The sequence below is a fragment of the Peptoniphilus sp. BV3C26 genome (genome assembly GCF_000478985.1).
GTDB lineage: Bacteria > Bacillota > Clostridia > Tissierellales > Peptoniphilaceae > Peptoniphilus_B > Peptoniphilus_B koenoeneniae.
The window spans coordinates 108,467-124,364 of the sequence record NZ_AWXB01000065.1 but is presented as its reverse complement, the minus strand read 5'-3'; the positions used below and the strand labels follow the sequence as shown (position 1 = coordinate 124,364).

The 15,898-nt window shown below is 30.3% G+C and carries 15 protein-coding genes; all 15 read left to right on the top strand.

The window, feature by feature from the left end; translation table 11 throughout:
* Window positions 1-39 precede the first annotated feature (39 nt).
* Window positions 40-672, top strand: coding sequence for a polyprenyl diphosphate synthase (gene uppS / locus HMPREF1253_RS08765; protein WP_238318896.1), 633 nt, complete (start codon window positions 40-42; stop codon window positions 670-672).
* A complete protein-coding gene (locus tag HMPREF1253_RS08760) occupies window positions 673-1,461 on the top strand; it encodes a phosphatidate cytidylyltransferase (RefSeq protein WP_023056415.1) in 789 nt (262 codons plus the stop codon). It begins immediately after the preceding gene.
* Window positions 1,462-1,471: 10 nt separating this feature from the next.
* The gene (gene rseP, locus HMPREF1253_RS08755; RefSeq protein ID WP_023056356.1) at window positions 1,472-2,467 is read left to right on the top strand and encodes an RIP metalloprotease RseP; all 996 of its coding nucleotides are present in this window, start codon (window positions 1,472-1,474) and stop codon (window positions 2,465-2,467) included.
* Window positions 2,468-2,470: 3 nt separating this feature from the next.
* Window positions 2,471-3,526, top strand: a complete 1,056-nt coding sequence (gene ispG, locus HMPREF1253_RS08750; RefSeq protein WP_023056319.1) for a flavodoxin-dependent (E)-4-hydroxy-3-methylbut-2-enyl-diphosphate synthase — start codon at window positions 2,471-2,473, stop codon at window positions 3,524-3,526.
* An 83-nt stretch (window positions 3,527-3,609) separates the two neighbouring features.
* A complete protein-coding gene (locus HMPREF1253_RS08745) occupies window positions 3,610-7,839 on the top strand; it encodes a PolC-type DNA polymerase III (RefSeq protein WP_023056387.1) in 4,230 nt (1,409 codons plus the stop codon).
* Between the two features lie 128 nt (window positions 7,840-7,967).
* On the top strand, window positions 7,968-8,429 hold the full coding sequence (gene rimP / locus HMPREF1253_RS08740; RefSeq protein ID WP_023056405.1) for a ribosome maturation factor RimP: 462 nt from the start codon (window positions 7,968-7,970) through the stop codon (window positions 8,427-8,429).
* A gap of 9 nt (window positions 8,430-8,438) precedes the next feature.
* Entirely contained in the window at window positions 8,439-9,620 is a 1,182-nt protein-coding gene (gene nusA / locus HMPREF1253_RS08735) for a transcription termination factor NusA (RefSeq protein WP_023056348.1), read from the top strand.
* Between the two features lie 6 nt (window positions 9,621-9,626).
* Window positions 9,627-9,893: an RNase P modulator RnpM gene (rnpM, locus tag HMPREF1253_RS08730; protein WP_023056353.1), complete on the top strand. Its 267-nt coding sequence runs from the start codon at window positions 9,627-9,629 to the stop codon at window positions 9,891-9,893.
* 20 nt (window positions 9,894-9,913) lie between these two features.
* Window positions 9,914-10,096 (top strand): translation initiation factor IF-2 N-terminal domain-containing protein, encoded by a 183-nt coding sequence (locus HMPREF1253_RS10550; RefSeq protein WP_023056410.1) that lies wholly within the window; start codon window positions 9,914-9,916, stop codon window positions 10,094-10,096.
* Window positions 10,097-10,499: 403 nt separating this feature from the next.
* Window positions 10,500-12,458, top strand: a complete 1,959-nt coding sequence (gene infB, locus HMPREF1253_RS08720; protein WP_023056326.1) for a translation initiation factor IF-2 — start codon at window positions 10,500-10,502, stop codon at window positions 12,456-12,458.
* The gene (gene rbfA, locus HMPREF1253_RS08715) at window positions 12,455-12,811 is read left to right on the top strand and encodes a 30S ribosome-binding factor RbfA (protein WP_023056341.1); all 357 of its coding nucleotides are present in this window, start codon (window positions 12,455-12,457) and stop codon (window positions 12,809-12,811) included. Before infB ends, rbfA begins: the two co-directional genes overlap by 4 nt.
* Window positions 12,795-13,754 (top strand): bifunctional oligoribonuclease/PAP phosphatase NrnA, encoded by a 960-nt coding sequence (locus HMPREF1253_RS08710; RefSeq protein WP_023056360.1) that lies wholly within the window; start codon window positions 12,795-12,797, stop codon window positions 13,752-13,754. Before rbfA ends, HMPREF1253_RS08710 begins: the two co-directional genes overlap by 17 nt.
* Window positions 13,739-14,590, top strand: a complete 852-nt coding sequence (truB, locus tag HMPREF1253_RS08705; RefSeq protein WP_023056413.1) for a tRNA pseudouridine(55) synthase TruB — start codon at window positions 13,739-13,741, stop codon at window positions 14,588-14,590. Before HMPREF1253_RS08710 ends, truB begins: the two co-directional genes overlap by 16 nt.
* Entirely contained in the window at window positions 14,587-15,519 is a 933-nt protein-coding gene (locus HMPREF1253_RS08700; RefSeq protein ID WP_023056349.1) for a bifunctional riboflavin kinase/FAD synthetase, read from the top strand. Before truB ends, HMPREF1253_RS08700 begins: the two co-directional genes overlap by 4 nt.
* Before the next feature lie 97 nt (window positions 15,520-15,616).
* Complete coding sequence (gene rpsO / locus HMPREF1253_RS08695) at window positions 15,617-15,883, top strand: 30S ribosomal protein S15 (RefSeq protein ID WP_023056423.1); 267 nt, start codon at window positions 15,617-15,619, stop codon at window positions 15,881-15,883.
* Window positions 15,884-15,898: the final 15 nt, after the last annotated feature.

The following is a 15,898-nucleotide window of genomic DNA, read 5'->3' as shown; positions in this document are numbered from 1 at the left end:
TAATGGATGGAAACGGAAGATGGGACAAAAAAAAGATTTATGCCAAGACCTATGGGCCATAGGGAAGGGGCAAAAAGAGTTATAGATATTGTTGAAGCGGCTTACAATATAAATGTCAAAAGTTTAAGTTTATATGCTTTTTCAACTGAAAATTGGAAAAGACCTGAAGATGAGATAAATGCTTTAGAAGATTTACTTATAAAATATATAAAAAGCCAATTAGACAGGATTGTTAAAAATGGAGTTAGAATTAATCTTTGTGGAGATTATAAAGCTTTTCCAATTCCTGTTCAAAAAGAAATAGAACGTGCATTGAAGGAAACTGAGCAAAATGATAAAATGATATTAAATATTGCCTTGAATTATGGATCTCATATGGAAATAATAAATGCCTGTAAAAACATTTCTCAAGATGTTTTAAGGGACAAAATTTCTGTTTCAAGTATTGAAGAAAGATTATTTGAAAAATATTTATACACCAATGATCAGGCACCTATCGACCTACTAATAAGGCCAGGTGGAGAAAAAAGAATTTCTAATTTTATGTTATATCAACTTGCTTATGCTGAATTTTATTTTACAGATATTTTGTGGCCGGACTTTACAAAAGAAAAATTTTATGAAGCTATAGTTGAATATCAAAACAGAAATCGCAGATATGGAGGACTTTAGTTGTCGCAACTTTCTAAAAGGACATTAACAGCAGTATTTGGGATTATAGCCTTATATTTTGTCTTAACAAGAGGAGGAATAATCTTAAGAAGTGCTATTTTTATTTTATCAATAATAGGTGTTTTTGAACTTAAAAACGCCTTTAAAAATATTGGCATAAATTTAATAATGCCAAGCATAATTTTACCTACAATTTTATTGTTTTTACTTAGAATTTCAGATATGTATTTTAAAGAAATAAACTTGAATTATTCAGCATCTATATTTTTATCCCTTATAATTGCATTTATATTTGTTTTTAGGGAAAAAAATACAAGTCAAGATGCCATATATTCAATTTTTTCTTTTTTTTACCTTCCATTTATTTTTAATTTAATAAATGATTTGGAAGGAACTTATTATATTTATTTAGTCTTTGTAATTGCCTTTGCAACGGACACTTTTGCCTATATTGTAGGTGTTACTATGGGCAGACATAAATTAATTGAAAGAGTAAGTCCAAATAAGAGTGTGGAAGGGGCTATAGGAGGACTCTTGGGAAGCCTTTTATCTTCATTAGCCCTACTTACCTTTTTGGGAATAAGTTTTAATGTTTACATGATTTTATTTTTAATACTTGCTTCAATAGTATCTCAAATTGGTGATTTAATTGCCTCTAAAATAAAAAGAGACTGCAAAATAAAGGACTATGGAAAAATATTTCCAGGTCACGGAGGAGTATTGGACAGATTTGACAGCATATTAGTTGTTATTTTTATGGTTCATATTCTTTTTTCAATTGTAAAATAAAGGAGGAAACATGGCAACGATATTAGGTTCAATAATAGTTTTTCTTTTGGTTGTATTACTGCATGAAGGAGGACATTTTATGGCGGCAAAAGCTTCCGACATAAAAGTTAACGAGTTTGCAGTGGGCATGGGTCCCAAAATATTTCAAAAGAAAAAAGGAGAAACTTTATACACTTTAAGAGCGATTCCTATGGGAGGATATTGTGCAATGGAAGGCGAAGATTCCCATAGCCAAGATTCCAGATCTTTTGGAAGTGCCCCTGTTTATAAGAGAATGATAGTTGTAGTTGCAGGTGCTTTTATGAATTTTGTCTTAGCTATTGTAATTTTTACAATAACAAGTTTATTTTTAGGAGTTCAAACCACGCAAGTTGCAAGTCTTATGGATAATATGCCTGCAAAATCTGCAGGAATTATGCCGGGAGATAGGATTGTAAGCATAGACAACAAAGAAACGAAAACTTTTGCGGAGATAATCGACGCTATAAATGATTCAAAAAATGATCAGGTGGAAGTTAAAGTCCTTAGTGATGGTATAGATAAAGAATTTAAAGTTAATACTTTTAAAGACAAAGAAGGAAGAAAGTTAATAGGTTTTACGCCAATTATTAAAAGAAGTTTATTAACTTCTATTTCTGCAGGTTTTAAAACTACTTTTCAAGTGGTTGAGGGTGTTTTCAAGGCACTTGCTATGTTAATTACAGGAAAAGCTGGACTTAATAATTTATCAGGACCCATTGGAGTTATAAAAACTATAGGAAAAAGCACTAAACAAGGTATTATATCCCTTTTATTTATAACGGGACTTATAAGTGCAAACTTAGGAGTTATAAATTTGCTTCCAATACCGGCTCTTGACGGAGGAAAGTTTGTTTTATTACTTGTAGAAGCCATAAGAAAAAAACCGGTAAATGAAAAATTTGAAACTTTTATAAATTTAGCAGGTTTTGTATTTTTAATCGGTCTTATGATTTTTATTACAGTATTTGTAGATTTAAGAAGGTAAAAAATGTTTGAAAGAAAAAAGACGAGATTGATTCACGTAGGCAATGTTCCGATTGGAAATAAAAGCCCTATATCAATTCAATCAATGACAAATACAGATACTAAAAATGTAGAAGAAACTGTAAAACAAATACTTGAACTTGAAGAGGCAGGTTGTGACATAATAAGATTTGCAATTAATGACCTTGAAGATGCTCAAGCAATACCTAAAATAAAAGAAAAAATACACATTCCAACAATAGCGGATATTCAATATGACTATAAACTTGCTCTTTTAGCGGCGAAATTTGGAATTGACGGAATGAGAATAAATCCAGGTAATATAGGAGAAAAGTGGAAGGTAAAAGAAGTTGTTGAATCCTGTAAGGATAAAGGAATTTCTATAAGAGTAGGAGTAAATTCAGGTTCTATAAAACAAAAATTTTTAGACGACTTTAAAGGAGTTAATGAAAATTCAATTTGTTACAGTGCCCTTGAAGAAGTTAATGAATTGGAAAGTTTGGGTTTTAAAGATATAAAAGTTTCTTTAAAAGCATCAAATGTAAAACTTATGATTGATTCTTACAGAAAATTTTCAAAACTTATTGATACTCCGCTACATTTAGGAGTAACAGAGGCGGGACCACCCAAGACAGGGTCGATAAAATCTGCAATTGGCATAGGAACTTTACTTGCAGAAGGAATAGGGGACACAATTCGTGTTTCGTTAACCTCAGATCCTATAGAAGAAGTTTATCTTGCAAAAGAAATTTTAAAATCTTTAGATCTTAGAAGAGACGGAATAGAAATAATTTCTTGCCCAACTTGTGGAAGAACTAAAATAGATTTAATTTCTCTTGTAAATGAAGCTGAAAAAAATTTTGGCAAAATAAATAAAAATATAAAAGTTGCCTTAATGGGTTGCAGAGTAAATGGACCGGGAGAGGCAAGAGAAGCAGATTTAGGAATTGCCGGAGGAAATGGAAAGGGAGTAATTTTTAAAAAAGGTCAAATTGTAAGAACAGTTGATGAAAATAAATTATTAGAAGCCCTTTTAGAAGAAATAGAAAAATTAAATTGAAATAAAATATATGCAGTGTCTTTTGATATAATATAGATAAAGACGCTGTATTTTTTTATGAAAATTTAGAATAAGGAGAAACTGTGGTTAATTTAAAAAATATTTTAAATAAATTAAATTTAAAATTAAATATAGATGCTGAAGAAATAAAGTTAGGATCAATTAAATTTAATGAAGAAAAAATGGATTTAAACCTTGTTTTTTTTACAGGCTATGAATTGGATGAGAAAATAAAAAATGAAATAAGGGAAGCCTTAAAAGATTACTTAAAAGAAATACTAGTAAATGTTTATTTTGAAGTAAAAGAAATAAAAGAAATTGAAGATAAGGTATTTTCATTTTTAATTAAGAATTGCCCATCAATTCAAAGTTGGTTAAAAAAAGAAGATTTGAAAATTGATGAAGATTTAAAAACAATAAATTTAGAGGCTCCGGATAAAATTACTTATAAAGCTATCTTAAATAATGATGCTTTAAAAAGGCTTAATGATGAAGTTTTAAAAGATAATTATAAATTTCAATTAACTTTTAATGAAGAATTTAAAGAAGCTGAAGACTTATTAAATGATTATTATAAAGAATTGGAAAATATGGAAAAAGAGGCTTGCAAAAGTGTACAAGCAGCAAACCAAAATCTATCATTTAAAAAAACTGATAAGGAAATAATAAATACTTACGGCAAAAAAACATCTGGTGAAGAAGTTTCAATTAATGATTTGTCATCTGAATTTACAAATGTAAAAATAAAAGGTTATATTTTCAAATTAGACAGTAAGGAAACAAAAAGTGGAAAAATTTTAGCAATGATTTATCTTACGGATTATTCCAATTCCATTGAATGTAAAGTATTTATTTCAAATAAAAAAGCTCAATCATTTTTTAATAGTTTTAAAGTAAATGATTATGTGGAAGTTTGTGGTAAATTTACTTTTGATAGCTTTTCAAAAACTGATGTAATAATGGTAAATTATATAAAAAAGCTTGAAAAGATTGAAAAGGAAGATAAATATAATAAAAAACGTGTTGAACTAAGACTTCATTCAAAAATGACCACTATGAGCGGAGTAACGGAATTTTCAAAATTTGCAAAAAAAGCTCAAGAATGGGGTCATCCTGCCATTGCCATAACAGATTTAACAGACGTTCAGGCCTTTCCAGAAGCAAGCGAGTTTGCAGAAAAAAACAATATAAAAATTTTATATGGATTAGATGGAAGAATGATAGAAGATGAAGGAAATATAGTTGATTATTACGAAAATCATGATTTTAACAATTCTTATGTTGTCTTTGACATTGAAACTACAGGTCTTTCGCCTTATAGGGATAAGATAACTGAAATAGGAGCTGTAAAAGTTGTAGATGGAGAAATTGTTGACAGATTTTCTCAGCTAATAAACCCTGAAAGAGAGATTCCTTTGACGGTTCAAAATTTAACAGGCCTTAGTAATGCTATGCTTGCTGATGAGCCCACAATAGATAAGGTAATTTATGATTTTAAAAATTTTATTGAAGGATCAACTTTAGTAGCTCATAATGCTCAATTTGATATTTCTTTTATAAGAAGAGAGATGAATGATAAAAATTTAAATTTTGATTATCCTGTTTTAGATACCTTATTTCTTTCAAGAGCGCTTTTAAAAGGCCAAAAAAGATTTAATCTATCTGCGATATCAAAAGTCCTCGGAGTTAGCCTTATAGGGGCGCACAGGGCCGTAAATGATGCTGAAGCAACAGCTCATGTGTTTATAAAATTATTAAGTCTTGCAGGAAATCCTAAAAGTTTTGAGGAAATAAATCTATTATTTAAAGATATAAAAAAAGGAGTTTTATTTCCTACATCAATGACAATTCTTATTAAAGATAAAGTAGGACTTAAAAATTTATATAAACTTGTAAGTCAATCTCATTTAAACTACTTTTCCAAAGAAGCGAAAATTCCAAAATCTCTTCTTAAATCTATGAGGCAAGGACTTTTATACGGTAGCGGAAATTCAGAATCTGATTTATGGCAGGCAATTTATTTTAAAAAGCCGCAAGAAGAAATTTTAAAAATAGCAGAATTTTATGATTACTTGGAAATTCAACCTATAGATAACAATATTAACTACATTGTTCAGGATAAACTTACAAAGGATGATTTAATAAATATAAATAAAGAAATTGTCCGAATAGGTAAAAAATTAAATAAAATTGTGGTTGCAGACAGCGATTCTTATTATTTAGATCAACATGAAGACTTAATCAGAAGAATTGTTTTAAATGGCAAACAAGGTCCAACCAGGGAAGAAGAAAAAATTCCTCAAAAGCTATATTTTAGAACAAGCGATGAGATGATGGAGGAATTTAATTACTTGGGTGAGGAAAAAGAAAAAATAGTTATAGATAACACCATAGAAATAGCAAACATGTGCCAAGAAATAAAACCTCTTCCTGATGGAAAATTTCCACCATATATAGAGGGCTCTGAACATGATTTAAGAGAAATGACTTATAAAAAAGCTCACGAAATCTATGGAGATAATTTACCAAAAATTGTTGAAGAAAGATTGGAAAAGGAACTTAGTTCAATAATCGGGAACGGATATGCAGTTTTATATATCATTGCTCAAAAACTTGTAACAAAGTCAAATAAAGATGGTTACCTTGTAGGATCAAGGGGATCGGTTGGTTCGTCCTTTGCAGCTACAATGGCAGGGATTACAGAAGTAAATCCTCTTCCGCCTCATTATGTGTGTCCTAAGTGTAAACATTCAGAATTTGTAGATGAAAAATCAGTTGGGTCCGGGATAGATTTACCGGTGAAAAATTGCCCTCTTTGTGGAGAAGAAATGAGAAGAGATGGCCATAATATTCCCTTTGAAGTTTTTTTAGGTTTTGAAGGAGATAAGGAGCCTGATATAGACCTTAACTTTGCCGGTGAGTATCAACCAGTAGCTCATAAATACACAGAAGAATTATTTGGAGAGGGGTATGTTTTTAGGGCAGGAACAATAGGAACAATTGCAGAAAAAACAGCCTACGGTTATATAAATGATTTTTATGAAAATAAGATGATAAGACAAGCGGAAAAAGATAGGCTTGCTGGTTCAATTGTAGGAATAAAAAGAACCACAGGTCAGCATCCCGGCGGAGTTATGATTGTTCCAAAGACAAGTGATATTTTTGATTTTTCACCAATTCAGCATCCTGCAGACAAGGCTAGCACAAATGTTATAACAACACATTTTGACTATAATTTTCTCCATGGAAAAATTTTAAAACTTGATATATTAGGTCATGATGGCCCAACTATTATTAAAATGCTTGAAGATTTAACAAAAGTTAACTCTTCAACTATTGAGCTTAATGATGAAAGGACAATGAAGTTGTTTTCTTCAACTGAAGGCTTGGGAATAGATGAAAAAATTTGTTCAACTCCTACGGGAACCTTAGGCATACCTGAATTTGGAACGGATTTTGTAAAGCGCATGCTCATAAAAACAAAACCAAAAACTTTTTCAGAGCTTGTAAGAATTTCTGGACTGTCCCATGGAACTGACGTGTGGACAAATAATGCAGAAATATTAGTGGACGAAAAAAGAGCAGAGCTAAGTCAAGTTATTTCAACTCGTGAGGATATTATGATTTATTTAATTCAAGCGGGAGCAGAAAATAAAATGGCATTTTTTACTATGGAAAAAGTTCGTAAGGGAAAGGGACTGACAGAAGAGCAAATGGAAATAATGAAAAAACTTCCTCTTCCTGATTGGTATATCGATGCTTGTTTAAAAATTAAGTATATGTTTCCTAAGGCCCATGCGGTTGCTTATGTTATGTTATCTTTTAGAGTTGCCTGGTATAAATTAAATTACCCCTTGGCTTTTTATACAACTTATTTTACTAATAAATTATCGGATTTTTCTTTAGAATACATTTTAGCAGGGCAAAAATCTATAAAGGAAAGAATTCAAGAAATATCCAACGATCCTAAGCCTACACAAAAGGACAAGGACCAAAAAACGGTTTTGGAACTTGCTCTTGAAATGATTTCAAGAGGTTATAATTTCTTGGGAGTTGATATTTATAAATCAGATGCCAAAAAATTTAAAATTGAAGGAAATAATATAAGGGTCCCTTTAATGTCTTTGCCAGGGCTTGGAGAAAACATTGCAAATGAAATTGTTAAATCTAGTGAAAATTATAAATATATTTCAGTAGAGGACTTTATTGAAAAGACTAAGGCCACAAAATCAATTGTTGAAATGCTAAAAAATCAAGGCTGCTTTGATAATATGGATACTACAAATCAAATTTCAATATTTAATTTTTTATAATCACCATTTCATAAGCCTAAGAGGCAAAAACTTGTTAAATTTCATATTTATGTTATAATTTATTATGAACGATAATAAACATCCTAAGAGTGGGCCATCCCACTCTTTGTTTTTTGATAGGAGGGCATATGGACAAAAAAATCTTAAAAGAAAAAATATGGCCTATGGCAGAAAATGCTGCAAGAGAACTTGGTTATGAAATAGTTGATATTGAATACAAGGTCGGCTCTAAACATGATTTACTTTCAATTTATATTTATAAAAAAGAAGGGATTGATTTAGAAGACTGCAGTAACATGACAAGAAAGATAGACAAAGAAATAGAAGATCTGGACTTAATAAATAAGCCCTACTATCTTGAGATTTCTTCTCCCGGTCTTGATAGACCAATTAAAACCAGGGATGATTATAGAAGAAATTTAGATAATTTAGTTGAAGCAAAATTGTACGCTCCTTTAGATGGTAAAAAAATTTATGAAGGAAGTCTAAAGGATTATGATGGGGAATTCGTATATTTAGAAAACGATGGAAACATTATAAAATTACCCATTAAATCAATTTCACACATGGAACAGAAAATAGTTTTTTAGAGAGGAATTATGAACGAAGAATTTATATTGGCATTAAATCAACTTGAAAATGAAAAAGGAGTTAAAAAAGACATCATATTTGATGCACTTGAATCTGCTTTGCTTACAAGTTACAAAAAAAATTTCGGAACAAACCAAAATGTAGAAGTAAAGATAAATAGAGAAGATGGTCATATAGATGTATTTGCAAACAGAGAAGTTGTTGAAGAAGTAGAAGACGAACTTCTTCAAATTTCAATAGATGATGCAAAAAAAATAAATCACAGATATGAACTTGGGGATATTTATAAGGAAACGATAAACCCTAAAGATTTTGGAAGAATCGCAGCTCAAACAGCAAAGCAAGTTGTAATTCAAAAAATTAAGGATGCAGAAAGAGATATTATCTATGATGAATTTTTAGATAGGGAAAATGAATTAATAACAGGTCTTATCCAAAGATCATCTAAGGGATATGTTTATGTTGAACTTGGAAACACTGAGGGAATATTGCCTCCAGGAGAACAGATAAAGGGAGAAGATTACTCTCACGGAAACAGGTATAAAATGCTTTTGCTTGAAGTTAAAAAAACAAGCAAAGGACCTCAAATAATACTTTCCAGATCTCATCCAAATTTAATAAAAAGGCTTTTTGAAATAGAAGTTCCAGAAATTCATGACGGTATTGTTGAAATTTATTCAATAGCAAGAGAAGCAGGCTCAAGAACAAAAATTGCAGTTTTTTCTAAAAATGAAGAAGTTGATGCTTTAGGTGCTTGTGTTGGATATAAAGGTCAAAGGGTAAAGGCTATTGTTGATGACTTACATGATGAAAAAATAGACATAGTAATATGGGAAAAAGAAATTGATCATTTTATTGCAAATTCATTAAGCCCTTCAAGTGTAGAGAAAGTATTTGTTGACGATAAAGAAAAATCAGCTTTAGTAGTTGTGCCGGATTATCAACTTTCTCTTGCTATAGGAAAAGAAGGACAAAATGCAAGACTTGCTGCAAAACTTACAAATTGGAAAATTGATATTAAAAGTGAATCACAGTTTGAAGAATATCTTGAAGAAAATAATATGACAGAAGATGACTTATATGAAAAACTGGGATATGAAAGCGAAGAAGATTATGAAATGAGAAAGGGCAATGAAGTTGAAGAAAATGAAGAATCAAATGATGAATTGTCAGACTTTCAAGGAGAATAGTCTTATATGAAAAAAGAAAGAAAGATTCCTATGCGTAAGTGCATAGGATGCGGACAGCAAAAACCTAAAAAAGATTTAATAAGAGTAGTGAAGACTAAAGAAAATGAGGTTTTTGTAGATAGAACGGGAAAAGCAAATGGTAGAGGTGCTTATATTTGTGATAATTTGGAATGTCTTAATGGGGCTATAAAAACAAGAGCACTTAATAGAGCTTTTGAGATGGAAATAAAAAATGAGCAATATGAAGACTTGAAGAATTCCATAAGTAAGTAAAAGCACCAGGGAGGTGTTGTATGGCAAACATTAGAGTACATGCTCTTGCTAAAGAAATTGGGGTTAGCAGTAAAGAACTTTTAGAAAAACTTAACAATTTAAATATAGAAGTCAAAAATCATTTTTCAACCTTAACTGATGCAGAAGAAAAAAAATTAGAGATTCTTATAATAAAAAAATCAAAAAAACTCACCTACAAATAATAAGGTTAAGGAAAATAAAACTAACAAAAAGCAAAATTTTAATAAAAAGACAGAGGGTAATACTATAGAAGCTAAAGATCAGAAGAGTTCAAGAGAACCTAAAAAAAGATTTGATCCCAACAAGAATAGATTTAATAATAGGGACACTAAAGATAGAAAAGACAATATAGATAGCGGCAGAAACAATAAAAATACAAGTCAAAAAAACTTTAAAAAAGATAGAAATAATAAAGCAGATTATTCTGAAAATAAATTTAATAATAAAAGAAATGACAATAATAAAGACCAAAATAGAGAAAAAAATCATAACTTCAAAACTAAAGAGAGGTCTTTTAAAGATTCAAATAGAGAAAATGGAGACTACAAGCAAGATAGAAAGGTTAAAAGTCGTTCGTTTAATAAAATGAGCGAGGTTTTAACTGAAAAAGATGCAAAAAAACAAGAATACTCAAAGAAAAAAAGCTCCAAAAATAAAAATTATAAAAATAATAAAGTTGATAGATTTGAGCTTCAAGAAGAGTATAAGCAAAGAGATTTATCAAAGAAAGCTCCTAAGAAAAAAGTAAAAAAACAATTAAAAAAAGAAGTTGAAGTTGAGGAAAATGTTGTAATCCAAGTTCAAGCACCTCTTATGGTAAAAGATTTTGCCAAGGCACTGGATGTAAGTGTTTCAACTATTATTACAAAACTTATAGGCTTGGGAATTATGGCAAGTCAAAATGAGTCAATAGATTCTGATGTTTGCGAACTTTTAGCTGATGATTTAGGAATCGAAATTGAGATTTCAGCTCCTGGAGTTGAAGAATCAATTGAAGAAAGTTTTGAACTTGATTTTGAAGATCCTGAAAAATCTTTGAAGGCAAGACCTCCTGTTGTAACTGTAATGGGTCACGTTGACCATGGTAAGACTTCAATACTTGATGCTATAAAAGAGTCACATGTAACTTCAACTGAAGCAGGTGGGATTACACAACACATAGGTGCTCATACAGTTACATCTAAGGGAAAGAAAATAACATTTTTAGATACACCGGGCCACGAAGCATTTACCGCTATGCGTTTAAGAGGAGCACAAATTACAGATGTGGCTATCCTCGTAGTAGCAGCTGATGATGGAGTTATGCCTCAAACAATTGAAGCTATTTCCCATGCCAGATCAGCCCACGTTCCTATAATTGTAGCTATTAATAAAATTGACAAGGAAAGTGCAAATATAGACAGGGTAAAACAAGAGTTAAGTGAGCAAAACCTTATTGCTGAAGATTGGGGCGGAGATACAATTATGGTTCCTGTTTCAGCTCGAACAAAAGAAGGAATTGACGATTTACTTGAAATGATTTTACTTGTAGCTGAAATGGGAGAATTAAAAGCAAATCCTAACAGAATGGCAATAGGAACAATAATCGAGGCAAAACTTGATAAGGGTAAGGGACCTATGGCAACTGTTCTTGTACAAAAAGGTACTTTAAAGGCAAATGACTTTGTTGTTTCAGGTATTGCTAGCGGCAGAATAAGAGCAATGAATGATGACAAGGGTAAAAGGATAAAAAAAGCAGGCCCAAGCATGCCAGCTGTGATTTTAGGTTTATCTGATGTGCCTAATGCAGGAGATCTTATTTATGCAGTGAAAGACGATAAGACTGCCAAGACAATTGCAGATAAAAATAAAGAAATTTTAAGGGAAAATAAATTAAATAACGCTAATAAAGTTTCTCTTGAAAACTTGTTTGATAAAATTAAAGAAGGAGAGATGAAGGAACTTGATTTAATTGTCAAGGGAGATGTAAAGGGCTCAGTTGAAGCTTTGTGTCAATCTCTTCTTAAAATTTCAAATGACGAAGTAAAAATTTCAATAGTTCACTCAGGAGTTGGAGGAATTAATGAATCCGATATAACTCTTGCATCAGCATCAAATGCTATTGTAATAGGCTTTAACGTAAGACCTAATATTAATGCAATTGAACTTGCAAAAGCTGAAGAAGTTGATGTAAGAACTTATAGAGTTATTTACGATATTATAAATGATATTGAAGCAGCTGCAAAAGGAATGCTTGAACCTGAATTTGTTGAAGAAGTACAAGGAAGGTGTCAAGTAAGACAAACCTTTAAACTTCCAAATAACAATATTGTTGCAGGAGTTTATGTTTTATCCGGAAAGATTACAAGAAATTCTACAATAAGAGTTTTAAGAGATGATAAAGTAATATTTGAAGGCGGAATTTCTTCCTTAAAAAGATTTAAAGATGACGTTAAAGAACTTCAAACCGGTTTTGAAGGCGGAATGGTTCTTGACGGATTTAACGATATTAAAGAAGAAGATTCTTTTGAAGCTTTCATTATGAAGGAAGTAGAAAGAAAATGAACAATAGAAGATTAAGTCAGATTTCTGAAGAAATGAGAAGAGTCATTTCAGATATAGTGCAAAATAAAATAAAAGATCCAAGGATACCTGAAATTATAAGTATTTCCCATACTGAAGTTACAAGAGATTTGTCTTATGCAAAAGTTTATGTTCAAATAATGGGTGATGAAAAAATTAAAGAAGATGCAATTGAAGGTTTAAATTCGGCAAAGGGATTTATAAAAAAAGAAATTTCCAAAAGTCTTAAACTTCGTGCAATGCCTGATTTAATTTTTATAAACGATGAATCCCTTGATATAAACATGAAAATGGAAGAACTTATAAAAGAGGTAAACCATGGACAAGTTCAATAAGTTTATTAGTGAGGCGAGGACTGTAGTCCTCGCTTCTCATTTAAATCCTGATGGTGACAATCTGGGTTCTCTATTAGGTATGTATTCTTTTTTTAAAGATAAAAAAGAAGTTTACGCAATAGAAGATGATATTTTACCAGAAAATTTAAAATTTTTACCAAATATAAAATTTTTGAAAAAATCAGATGAAATTAAAATTAAACCAGATCTATTTATAACTCTTGACTGTGGAGATGAAGACAGAATAGGAGAAAGTGCTAAAAAAATATTTAAAAGTGCTAAAAAAACTGTAAATATTGATCATCATAGGACAAATACAAATTTTGCAGATTTAAATATAGTGGACCCTAAAGCACCTGCAACAGGGGAAATTTTATATGAATTATTATCTCAAATGGGAAGTTTGGATATTGATACGGCAACTTGCCTATTTACAGCCATATCTTCGGATACAGGAAGTTTTAAGTATGATTCCGTAAGAGAAAGGACCTTTGAAGTAGCTGGAAAGCTTTTAAGTTTAGGAATAGATTTAAACCAAATAACTATAAATTTATTTCAATCAAGAAGTGTTGAAAAGACATCACTTTTAGTTTTAAGTGTAAAAAATATTTTGTATTTACAAAACGGAAAAGCTGCCATTGTTAAGGTAACTGATGAAGATATGTTAAATACTGGAGCAAAAAAATCAGATGCTGATGGAATTGTCGAATTTGTAAGAGATATAGAAGGGGTCGAATTGGCTGTGCTTTTAAAAGAAAAGGGAAAAGACACAAGGATTTCAACTCGTTCAAAAAAATATATAGATTGCACAAAAATAGTAGGACACTTTGAAGGCGGTGGACATATAAGAGCTGCAGGAGGAACAATTAGATTTCCAATCATAGAGGCTGAAAAAGAAGTTATAAAAGTAATAGATGAGGAATTTAAATGCTTGGAATTTTAGTTATAAACAAAAGCAAGGGAATGACGTCCCATGACGTTGTATATCATTTACGAAACAAACTTAAAATAAAAAAAATAGGACATACAGGCACCCTTGATCCAATGGCTGAGGGTGTTCTTCCTATGTGTATTAATAAAGCAACTAAAGTTGCAAGCTATATCTCAAATGATTCTAAAGAATATATTGCAGGCTTAGAATTTGGATATGAAACTGATACCCAGGATTCAACGGGGAAAATTTTAAATAAAACTCAAAATATTCCAAGGATAGAGGAAATAAAAAAAGTTTTAAAAGAATTTCAAGGGAAAATATTGCAGACTCCTCCAATGTTTTCGGCAATTAAAATCAATGGTCAAAAACTATATAATTTGGCAAGAAAAGGTCAAGTTATTGAAAGGCCTAAAAGACAAGTTGAAATTTATAACTTGGAACTTATTGATGAAAAAAATTTAAAACTTAAAGTTTCATGTTCAAGTGGCACTTATATTAGGACCTTAGTTCATGACATAGGAATAAGTCTTAATTCTTTTTGTGTAATGACAAGCTTAGTCAGGACCAGGGTAGGAAGATTTACCATCAATGAAGCTATAACTTTAGAAGAGCTAAAAAATTTAAGTCTTGAAGAAATAAATTCAAAGCTTTATTCTATGGAAGAAGCTTTATATTATTTGCCTAAATATAATATAAAAGATTCTTTTTATGATAAACTCTTAAATGGCATTAAATATTATGATGAAAATGCAGATTCTTCTATGAAAAGGATATACTGTAAAAACCAATTTATAGGAATTGGAAATTTTATTGACGGAAGGTTAAAAATTAGAATATTAATATGAAAATTTTAAAAATAGACATGAATTTTAAAGCTGAAGAAAATTCTATAATTGCTCTTGGAAATTTTGACGGAGTTCACACAGGACATCAAAAATTAATAAAACAAGCAATTAAAAGGGCAAAAGAAAAAAATATTAAGGCAAGTATTTTAATTTTTAAAGAAAATACTGAAAAAACCATTAATGGTGAAAATTCAAATAAAAAATTACTAACATCAAACCCTTATAAATATGAAATTTTACAAAGTTTGGGAATTGATCTAATATACGAAATTGAATTTGATGAAGCTTTTATGAAACTTGATCCTCTAGTTTTTCTTAATGACTTTTTGTATAAAAATCTTAAAGTTATGGGTATTGTAGTTGGTTATGATTACAGGTTTGGATATAAAGCAAAGGGAGATTTAGAAAGTTTAAAAAGTTTTGCTCATGAAAAAAATATAAGTCTTGATATCATTGAAGCTTATAAGAAAAATGGGAAAATAGTATCTTCCACCCTTATAAGAAGTCTTGTTGAAAATGGTTCTGTAGAAGAAGCAGGAGACCTTTTAGGTAGGCCATTTGCAATAATAGGCAAAGTAAGTCATGGAAAAAACTTAGGAAAGAAAATGGGATTTCCAACTGCAAATATAATTCCCAAAAAGCAATATATACTTCCCAAGTATGGAGTTTATGATACAGATGTAATTATAGACAATAAAAGATATAAGGCAGCAACAAGTGTTGGAAATAACCCCACATTTAAAAATGAAGGGGTAAAAATAGAAGCAAATATTTTAGATTTTAACCAAGATATTTACGGAAAAGTTATACGGGTTGATTTTATTAAAAGATTGAGAGATATGCTTATATTTGATAATGTTGAAGAACTTTTTGAACAAATAAAAAAAGACGTAGATATAATTAGAAATAGAAAAACAATAGACAAATAGAAGCTTAATATGATAAACTAAATATGTACCTTGTCAAGGTTTGACGTTCCTCGGCGCTTACTTTGATAAAGGCAGATTAAATTAATGGAGGAATAAAATGTTAAACAAAGAAGAAAAATTAGAAATTATTGAAAGTTATAAAACTCATGAAGGAGATACAGGTTCTCCTGAAGTACAAATAGCTATTCTTACTAAGAGAATTAATGAATTAAATGAACATTTAAAAGAACATAAGAAAGACCATCATTCAAGAAGGGGACTTCTAAAAATGGTAGGTAAGAGAAGAAATCTTCTTAGATATCTAAAAGATAAAGACATTGAAAGATATCGTACTTTAGTTGAAAAATTAGATATTAGAGGTTAACGAGCGGGGTTAAAG